Consider the following 8,475-nt stretch of genomic DNA (forward strand, 5'->3'; position numbering starts at 1 on the left):
GGTCGGCACGGATCCGGCGCGGCCGCGGCGGCGGGGGGGGCCGCAGCCGCGCGACCGGGACCTGCGCTGGCGGTTCCTGGCGGACCTCGCGGAGACGGTCCTGCCGTACGTGGACGGGTACGCGGACGACGTCGAGTACGTCGAGCGGACCGAGACGGACCCGGAGACCGGCGCGAAGAGCAAGGTCGCCGCCGAGCTGTGCCTGGACGCGCCGCAGCTGATCGTGCCGAGCCGGGCCGGCATCGAGTACGTACGCCTCCTGGGCCGGTCGATGCGGTTCCGGCGGACGGCGGAGGAGGATCCGGAGAATCCGTATCCCGTGCCCACGCGGGTCCCGCTGCTGGGCCGCTGGTTCACGCACCTCGGCGAGCGCTCCCGGGTCCCCGGCGCCTCGATGCTGCTGTCCGCGACAGAACTGCTCGGGCGGCACTGGGCCACCGGCCAGAGCAATCTGGAGGACCAGCACCTGGGCGCCCTGCTGTCGTGGATAGCCCCGCCCGAGGGCGAAACGGGCGCGGCGGCCGCACTGCGCGCCGAACTGGGCCGCGACCGCGACGGGCAGCTGCTGGTCCCGCCCGCCGGACCGGCCACCGACCCGGCCTTCGACAACAAGCTGCTCGCCCCCGCGATGGCCCGCTACGACGCGGCGCGCACCGAGGGCGACCCGCGGGCCGAGGCACGCGCCGAGGCGGCGGTGCGCGAGCTCGTCGCGGAGCAGATGCGGCCCACCTGGCGGGCGGTGTGGCAGGCGCTGGAGCTGCTGCGCGCGCTGGAGCCCGGGGAGCGGGCCGAGGAGCGCTGGACCCGGGACCGCTGGTCGTACACCGGCCACCGGGACCGGGTCCGGGCCGGCGAGCCTCCGCAGCCGCGCCGCGACGACGCGGTGACGGCGGCGCAGAAGCTGGCGACGCGGGAGACCGAACAGGTGCGCCTCGACGCCCAGGAGGCGCTGGACGATCCGCTGGTGATGGCGGGCCGGCGGCTGGCCGGCGAGGCGTTCGCGGGCGAGGTCACCGAGGTCGTGATGGAGTGGACGGAGTCGAAGCGGCCGAGTCCGCGCCCGCTGGTGACGGTGGCGACGGAGGACCGTCCGCAGCTCGCGGAGGGCGGCGGCAAGGTGTTCCGCTCGCTGGAGGGGCGCCCGCAGGCCGCGCAGTTCGTCCGCTTCGAGGAGGACGGGCGGCTCGTGCTGCGGCTGCTGGACAAGATGGGCCGCGGCCGGGAGCCGGAGCCGGGCTCGGTGCCGGAGAAGGGCGACCGGGTCTGCTGGACGCTGTTCGAGCACGACGCGCGCGGCGGCCCGAAACTGCCGGACCCGGAGCGGACGCCGTGGACGCACGGCGGACCCCCGGCATCGGCGACCGCCGACGCGCTGCCCGGCACCGCGCCCGACCCCGTGACCGCCGAGGACATCCTGTGAGCACCGCATTCGACCCGGGCGCGGCCGCCGCCGAGGCGACCGCCGCCATCCTGCGCGACACCCTGTACGGGAGCGAGCGGGGCGTGGTCGTCGACTCCCCGCCCGGGGCCGGCAAGTCCACGCTCGTGGTGCGGGCCGCCCGGGAACTGGCCGCGGCCGGGCGCCGGCTGATGGTGGTCGCGCAGACCAACGCGCAGGTCGACGACCTGGTGCTGCGGCTCGCGGACAAGGATCCGGAGCTGAAGGTCGGCCGGCTGCACAGCAGCGACGGCGACGCGTACGACCCGGCGCTGCGGGAGCTGCCGTCGGTCACGCTCTCGGCCAAGCCGGGGGACCTCGCGGAGCTGCCGATCACCATCTCGACGGCGGCGAAGTGGGCATACGTGAAGGACGCGGAGCCCTGGGAGCACGCCATCGTCGACGAGGCCTACCAGATGCGCTCGGACGCGCTGCTGGCCGTGGCCGGGCTGTTCGAGCGGGCGCTGTTCGTCGGCGACCCGGGGCAGTTGGACCCGTTCAGCGTGGTCGGCGCCGAACAGTGGGCGGGGCTCTCGTACGACCCGTCGGCGAGCGCCGTCAGCACCCTCCTCGCCCACAACCCGCAGCTGCCGCAGCACCGGCTGCCGGTGTCCTGGCGGCTCCCGGCGACGGCCGCGCCGCTGGTCTCGCGGGCGTTCTACCCGTACACGCAGTTCCGCAGCGGTACGGGCCCGGGCGAGCGGCGGCTGTCGTACGGGGTCGCGGGCGACGGCTCGGGCCCGGACCGGGTGCTGGACGAGGCCGCGGAGGCGGGCTGGGGCCTGCTGGAGCTGCCCGCGCGGCACACCCCGCGCACGGACCCGGAGGCGGTCCGGGCGGTGGCCCTGGTGGTCCGCCGCGCGCTGGACCGGGGGGCGGTGACGACGGACGAGCAGTCCGCGGCTCCGGCCCCGCTGACCGCCGACCGGATCGCGGTCGGCACGGCGCACCGGGACCAGGCGTCGGCCGTCCGCGCCGCCCTGGCGGACCTGGGCGTCGCCGGGGTCACCGTGGACACCGCGAACCGGCTCCAGGGGCGGGAGTACGACCTCACGGTGGTGCTGCACCCGCTGTCGGGCCGCCCGGACGCGACGGCCTTCCACCTGGAGACGGGCCGGCTGTGCGTGCTGGCCTCGCGGCACCGGCACGCCTGCGTGGTCGTGGCCCGGGCGGGCATCGCCCGGCTGCTGGACGACCACCCGTCCACGGAACCGGTCCAGTTGGGCGTGACGGTGAAGTTCCCGGACGGCTGGGAGGCCAACCACTCGGTCCTGGCCCACCTCGCGGAACACCGGATCCCCTGGAGGCCGTGAGGGGGGCGCTCTTGCGCGACGTTGGACAATGGAGGGTGGCCCGGAAGGATCCCGAACGCGCACCAGGAGGACAGGCATGGCAGAGCCCGAGCGGACGACCGAGCGGAAGCCGCGGCCCGCGCCGCTGCTCTTCGAGCCCTCGGAGGCCGCCACGGACCCGGAGCACTTCTTCGACCTGGAGTCGATCGAGGACCCGCGGGAGCTGCTGGCCCGCGCCACCGAGCTGACGCTCGCCTTCCGGGCGGCGCAGGAGCGGGCGGTGGAGTTCCAGGCGCTGGCCGCCGCGCAGCTCGCCGATCCCCGGCGGTTCGACCGGCTGCCGGCGGCGGAGATCGCCGCGCAGGCGGAGTGGACCGAGGACTACGCGTACAAGATGATCGAGTTCGGTGAGTCCCTCCGGCGTGAAGCGGGCCCGGAAAGCGCGTAGGCCCTCGCTCCGCCGCGCCCGGCGTTCCCGCCGGGTGCGACGGAAGTCACATCTGGCATATGCGGGGCGCAAGATAGCCCATCGCCCGCCGCCCTGTCCGGGTTTTCCGTAACTCCTGGAAACGGGTTCGCTACGCCGGGTAGACCGGTCCGCATGACGACGCTGACGACGGCATCCGCCTGCCCCACCCTCGACGCACGCACCGCCACCCACGTCACCCCCCAGGGCGCCGCCTGGCTCGCCTCCGCGTCGGCGCGGCCGCACAGCACCCTGGAGCTCTGGGAGGCCCGGGCCACCGCGCCGGCCGTGCTGCCCTGCGGGACCGCCTTCGATGTCGTCAACGTCCCGGTCGTCCTCGGGCGCCGCATGCTCGACCTGCTCTGGGCCGAGGGCCCCGGCTCCGGGCCCGTTGCCGTGCACCGCGGCCGGATGCTGCTGTTCGCCGCGACCGGGACCGCGCACCGGCTGCCCGCGCTGCTCGCGTGGGAGGAGTGGGGCAGCTCCGTTCCCGCGCCGCTGTGCCACGGCCACGGTGACGCCGTCACCGTGCCTCCGCTGGCCGCCGCCCCCGGCCCGTCCCGCTGGCTCGTCGCCCCCGACACCCGCACGCCCTGGCTGCCGGGACCCGAGGCACTCCTGTGGGCGTACGTCCGCGCCGCCCGAGCTGCGGATATCGATTTTTCCTTCCGGCCATCTCCCTGCTAATGTCTTCCTCGTCAGCAAGCGCCGCTAGCTCAGTTGGTTAGAGCAGCTGACTCTTAATCAGCGGGTCCGGGGTTCGAGTCCCTGGCGGCGCACAGACGGAAGAAGGCCTCCACGCAAGTGGGGGCCTTCTTCGTCGTGCCGTATCGGTCGTGCCGTGCCGCGCGGCGCTACGTCGTGATCTTTACCGTGTACGCACCCGACGGGGTGCGGTCCGCCACCTCGATGCGGATCCGCTCCCCAGGCACCGTGAACGCCTCGCCCACCTCCAGCGGCGCGTCCGCCAGCGGCGGGTACACCGAGCGGTCCCAGCACGCCTCCGTGTCCGGATGCCCGTCGAGCACCTCGATCGGCCCGCCGCCCGACGCCGCCTCGTTGCGCACCCGGTAGACCAGGACGCCCTCCGTACAGGTGTCGCCGTCGTTGCCGGCGGAGCCCCGTGCCTCGACCGCGATCGCGCTGCCGGTACCGGTGCGGATCACGGCGAGCCGGGTCCCGCCCGTCGCGCCCGGCGCAGGGGCCTGGGCCAGCGGCAGCAGGGTGTGCAGCGAGGAGCCGGACTGCACGCAGTCCACCTGCGAGGCATCCAGCCAGCCGAGCTTCCACTTGTGCCAGGCGAACAGGTCCGGCGCCATGCCGAACTGGCTGCCCATGACGTCCCAGTCGCCGACGTACGTGTCCCAGTCGCCCTTGCCGTCCGTCGGCCGGTGGTAGAGGTCGGGCAGGTCGAAGACGTGGCCGGTCTCGTGCGCCAGTACGTTGCGGTCCGGCGGGTGCCGCTCGAAGACGGTCACGATCCGCCGCAGGTCCGTCCCGTCCGCCCTGATCGGACGGTCGAAGTTGACGACCTTGGTGGCGTCGGAGTCCACGCCGGGCGCGTCCGGGTCGGCGACGAAGTACACGACGTCGTACTGCGAGAAGTCCACCTCGGGGTCGGCGGCGGCGACCGCGTCCCGCAGGTACGCCGCCCGGTCCTGGGCGGCCCAGTCGCGCTGTATCCCGTACGCCGTGGACGGCTTGGGCATCCGGATCCACTGCTTCTGCGGGTGCGGGACCAGCCGGAACCTCCCGTACGAGGCCCGCTCGAAGAAGTCGCTGGTCGCGGGGAAGTAGTCGCCGGTCAGCTGGTCCGTCGTCAGGGTGGTCCGGTGATCGGGGAAGGAGAGGAACACCATCACCGCGTTGAGGGCGCGCTCGGGCCTGGGGTAGGCGCGGTTCCAGGTGTCCAGGCCGAGGGAGTGGTGCGCCGAGGTGCGGGTCAGGGCGCACGGGGCGGCCCCCGGGTCGGCGGCCGCGGGCCCCGCGACGAGGGACATGGCGGCGAGCGCCGCCATGGAGGTGAGTGCGGCCGCCGTGCTTCTCATCGGGGAGCGTTCCACTCCCCCGGGTGTCCGCTGTCGCCGCACATCGACCTCCGGTGGTGGATTCGTACCATCTCGTTCCACCCTGAGGGGATTGTCTTACTAATGCCCTGTTCCGGTGCCCCACACGAGTGAGCACTACGGCAAGCCGGTGACCCGTGGGGTTCACCCACATGCCTACAGAACGTCACGACCGATCACGGGAGATCAACAGCAGGCTTCCGCTGCTCAGAGCTGTGCAGAAACGATCGCGCGGTACGTGTCCGAAGAGGCGTCAGCACGCCGAAGTCCCGTGCCCCGCACGGCGACGCCGCTGGATAGGGCCGTACGGTGCCTCTATGATCGGCACACTTTCCTGCACGGACACTCACGAGCACTGCGGGAGCCAACGGTGAGCGGAACCTCAGAAGGAACCGGTTCGGCGGCCGACAGCATCCGATCGGACATTACGGAGCGTCACCAAGCCGTGCCGGACACGCCGACCATGCCCACCCGCACCGGGTCCGAACTGCGCGATTACCGGGCCGCCTTCAACGCGGCCCACCTCGCCATGGCCGTCGTCGACCGGTCCGGCCACGTCGTCGCCGCCAACGCCGCCCTGGCCGGGCTGCTGGGCACCGAGCCGCACGCGCTCGTCGAACAGCGCGCGTCCGACCTGGTCGACCTCGGAGCCGAGGCCCGCACCTGGCAGGCCTACCAGGAGGTGCTCCGCGGCCGGCAGGCCAGACTGCGCTGCACCCGCCGGCTCAAACACCCCGACGGGCACTCGCTGTGGACCGAGGTCACCCTCGGGCCCGTGCCCGGCACCCGGGACGTCCTGCTGTCCGTGGCCGACATCAGCGACCGCCGCGACCTCCAGGCCCGGCTGCGCCACCTCCAGATGCACGACCCGGTGACCCGGCTGCCCAACCGGGCGCTGTTCTTCGAGCGGCTCTCCGCCGCCCTGGAGGCCTCCTCGTACGAGCAGGGCGGCACCGGGCGGATCGGCCTGTGCTACCTCGACCTCGACGGGTTCAAGGCCGTCAACGACACCCTGGGCCACCGGGTCGGCGACCGGCTGCTGACCGCCGTCGCGGCCCGGCTGACGCAGTGCGCCGACCAGTCCGGCTACGGGCGCACCGGCGGGCACCTCGTGGCACGGCTCGGCGGCGACGAGTTCGCCCTGCTGGTCGAGGACTCCACGGGCACCGAGCAGCTCGCCGACCTGGCGCGCAGCGTCCTGGCCGCCGTACAGGAGCCGTTCGACCTGGCCGGGCAGCGGCTGTCGGTCTCGGCGTCGATCGGTGTGGTGGAGCGGGCCACGGACGGGACCTCGGCCACCGGGCTGATGCAGGCCGCGGACACGACCCTGTACTGGGCGAAGGCGGACGGCAAGGCGCGCTGGACGCTGTTCGACCCGGAGCGCAACGCGCACCGCATGACCCGCCAGGCGCTCAGCTCGACCCTGCGGCCGGCGGTGGAGCGGGGTGAGTTCGAGCTGGAGTACCAGCCGCTCGTGGACCTGGAGAGCGGCGCGGTGCGCGGGGTGGAGGCCCTGGTCCGCTGGAACCATCCCCAGTTCGGCACGCTGACGCCGAATCGGTTCATCGGGATCGCCGAAGAGGACGGTTCCATCGTCCAGTTGGGCCGGTGGGTACTGCGGACCGCCTGCCGGCAGGCCCGGCGCTGGCAGATCGAGCGCCCCAGCGACTCCCCGGTCTTCGTCTCCGTCAACGTGGCGGTGCGGCAGGTGTGGGACTCCGACCTGGTCGGCGACGTGGCGGAGATCCTGGCCGATACCGGGCTGGCCCCGCAGCTGCTCCAGCTGGAGCTGACCGAGTCGGCGGTGATGGGTTCCGCGGGACGTCCGCTCCAGGCGCTCCAGGCGCTGAGCGACATGGGCGTGCGGATCGCCATCGACGACTTCGGCACCGGCTATTCGAACCTGGCGTACCTGAGCCGGCTCCCGGTGTCGGTGCTGAAGCTGGACGGCTCCTTCGTCCGCGGGTTCCGCTACGACGAGGGCGCCCACCCGAACCCGGCCGACGAGACCATCGTCGAGGCCCTGGTGCAGCTCGCGCACCGGCTGGGGCTGACGGTGACGGCCGAATGCGTGGAGACGGCCGGTCAGGCGGCCCGGCTGCGGCGCGTCGGCTGCGACACCGGCCAGGGCTGGCTGTACTCGCGCGCGGTGGCCCCGGAGCTGATCGCCGAGATGATCGGCACCCACCCCGGGGCGTGAACCCGGTGGCAGGCTCGCGCACCCCTTCTGTGCAGGGGTGCGGGGGCGCGGGGGTTCGGGGGTGCAGGGGTGCAGGGGTGCAGGCGGGGCGGTTCTTTGTCCGCGTCCCGGCGGACGGGCGGCCGACGCGCCGGGCCCCGGGTGGAGATACCGGTCACAGCCGCCCGGTTGGCCTGAAATCGCCTATCGCCACCATTCCACGCCAATACCCTTGGAATGATCTTGCCGCTGCCGCGAAACCGTGGCACGACCGTTCGATCCAGGGGGAACCATGAATCCGACCCGAGCTGCGCTCGTCCTGACCGCGACCGCGCTGGCCCCGGTACTGCTGCTCTCCACACCGTCCTTCGCCGCGGGCACGACGGCCGCGCCGGCCGCCGCTGCGGTGGCCCCGGCCGTGGACTCGGACGCGGACAACGCCGTCGCCATCGCCAAGCTGCTGGCGGACCCCGCCAGCGGCAGGGCCGTGCAGCGCGAGGCCCAGAAGGCCCTTGACGGCACCCCTGCCGACCGGGTCGCCTTCCTGACCACGGGTCTCGCGATCGCGCAGGACGAGGACAACAGGGTCGCCATCGGCAAGATCCTGGCCAACCCCGCCACCGGCAAGGGCGTCAAGCGGGAGGCCACCGCAGCCTTGAACGGCACCGCCGCCGACCGGGCCGCCTTCCTCAAGACCGGGCTCGCGATCGCGCAGGACGAGGACAACAGGGTCGCCATCGGCAGGATCCTGGCCGACCCCGCCACCGGCAGGGGCGTCAAGCGGGAGGCCACCGCCGCCTTGAACGGCACCGCCGCCGACCGGGCCGCCTTCCTCAAGACGGGCTTCCGGCTCGCCCAGGCCGAGGACGACCGCGTGGCCGTCGCCCGGATCCTGGCCCGCCCCGGCATCAGCGACGCCCTGCGCGCGGCGGCCCGGAAGGCCGTGGACGGCACCCCGGAGGAGCTGCGCCACTTCATCACCGTCGGCCAGTTCCAGGTCTGACCGCACGCTGAGACCCGGAGCGGCAGCCCCC

Annotated in this window: 6 protein-coding genes, 1 tRNA gene and 1 pseudogene; 7 read left to right on the plus strand and 1 reads right to left on the minus strand. The window is 73.6% G+C overall.

What is annotated here, in order from left to right:
* The 5 genes and pseudogenes from ACFXA3_RS26510 to ACFXA3_RS26530 all read left to right on the plus strand — a co-directional run.
* A partial coding sequence (locus ACFXA3_RS26510; RefSeq protein ID WP_385190806.1) for a hypothetical protein occupies positions 1 to 1,420 on the plus strand: 1,420 nt, incomplete at its 5' end.
* Positions 1,417 to 2,751 (plus strand): AAA domain-containing protein, encoded by a 1,335-nt coding sequence (locus tag ACFXA3_RS26515; protein WP_385190807.1) that lies wholly within the window; start codon positions 1,417 to 1,419, stop codon positions 2,749 to 2,751. The genes ACFXA3_RS26510 and ACFXA3_RS26515, both read left to right, overlap by 4 nt.
* Positions 2,752 to 2,827: 76 nt before the next feature.
* Positions 2,828 to 3,178, plus strand: coding sequence for a hypothetical protein (locus ACFXA3_RS26520; protein WP_385190809.1), 351 nt, complete (start codon positions 2,828 to 2,830; stop codon positions 3,176 to 3,178).
* A 153-nt stretch (positions 3,179 to 3,331) separates the two neighbouring features.
* Positions 3,332 to 3,911 (plus strand): annotated as a pseudogene (locus ACFXA3_RS26525) (bifunctional DNA primase/polymerase).
* Positions 3,902 to 3,975, plus strand: a tRNA-Lys gene (locus tag ACFXA3_RS26530). The pseudogene ACFXA3_RS26525 and the gene ACFXA3_RS26530 overlap by 10 nt, the downstream one beginning before the upstream one ends.
* Positions 3,976 to 4,050: 75 nt before the next feature.
* On the opposite strand, the gene ACFXA3_RS26535 is transcribed toward ACFXA3_RS26530, so the two are convergent.
* On the minus strand, positions 4,051 to 5,244 hold the full coding sequence (locus ACFXA3_RS26535) for a M6 family metalloprotease domain-containing protein (protein WP_385190811.1): 1,194 nt from the start codon (positions 5,242 to 5,244) through the stop codon (positions 4,051 to 4,053).
* A gap of 481 nt (positions 5,245 to 5,725) precedes the next feature.
* Here ACFXA3_RS26535 and ACFXA3_RS26540 point away from each other — a divergent pair, with 481 nt between their 5' ends.
* Both ACFXA3_RS26540 and ACFXA3_RS26545 read left to right on the plus strand, forming a co-directional pair.
* Positions 5,726 to 7,462, plus strand: a complete 1,737-nt coding sequence (locus ACFXA3_RS26540) for a putative bifunctional diguanylate cyclase/phosphodiesterase (RefSeq protein ID WP_385190813.1) — start codon at positions 5,726 to 5,728, stop codon at positions 7,460 to 7,462.
* Between the two features lie 271 nt (positions 7,463 to 7,733).
* A complete protein-coding gene (locus tag ACFXA3_RS26545; protein ID WP_385190814.1) occupies positions 7,734 to 8,444 on the plus strand; it encodes an ALF repeat-containing protein in 711 nt (236 codons plus the stop codon).
* Positions 8,445 to 8,475 lie beyond the last annotated feature (31 nt).

Origin of the sequence: Streptomyces sp. NPDC059456, from assembly GCF_042750055.1 — a bacterium.
In the GTDB taxonomy this organism is placed as follows: domain Bacteria; phylum Actinomycetota; class Actinomycetes; order Streptomycetales; family Streptomycetaceae; genus Streptomyces.

Coding starts and splice junctions, on each gene's coding strand:
- ACFXA3_RS26520 (WP_385190809.1), top strand. CDS start 2,828: ATGGCAGAGCCCGAGCGGACGACCGAGCGGAAGCCGCGGCCCGCGCCG.
- ACFXA3_RS26535 (WP_385190811.1), bottom strand. CDS start 5,244: ATGAGAAGCACGGCGGCCGCACTCACCTCCATGGCGGCGCTCGCCGCC.
- ACFXA3_RS26540 (WP_385190813.1), top strand. CDS start 5,726: ATGCCCACCCGCACCGGGTCCGAACTGCGCGATTACCGGGCCGCCTTC.
- ACFXA3_RS26545 (WP_385190814.1), top strand. CDS start 7,734: ATGAATCCGACCCGAGCTGCGCTCGTCCTGACCGCGACCGCGCTGGCC.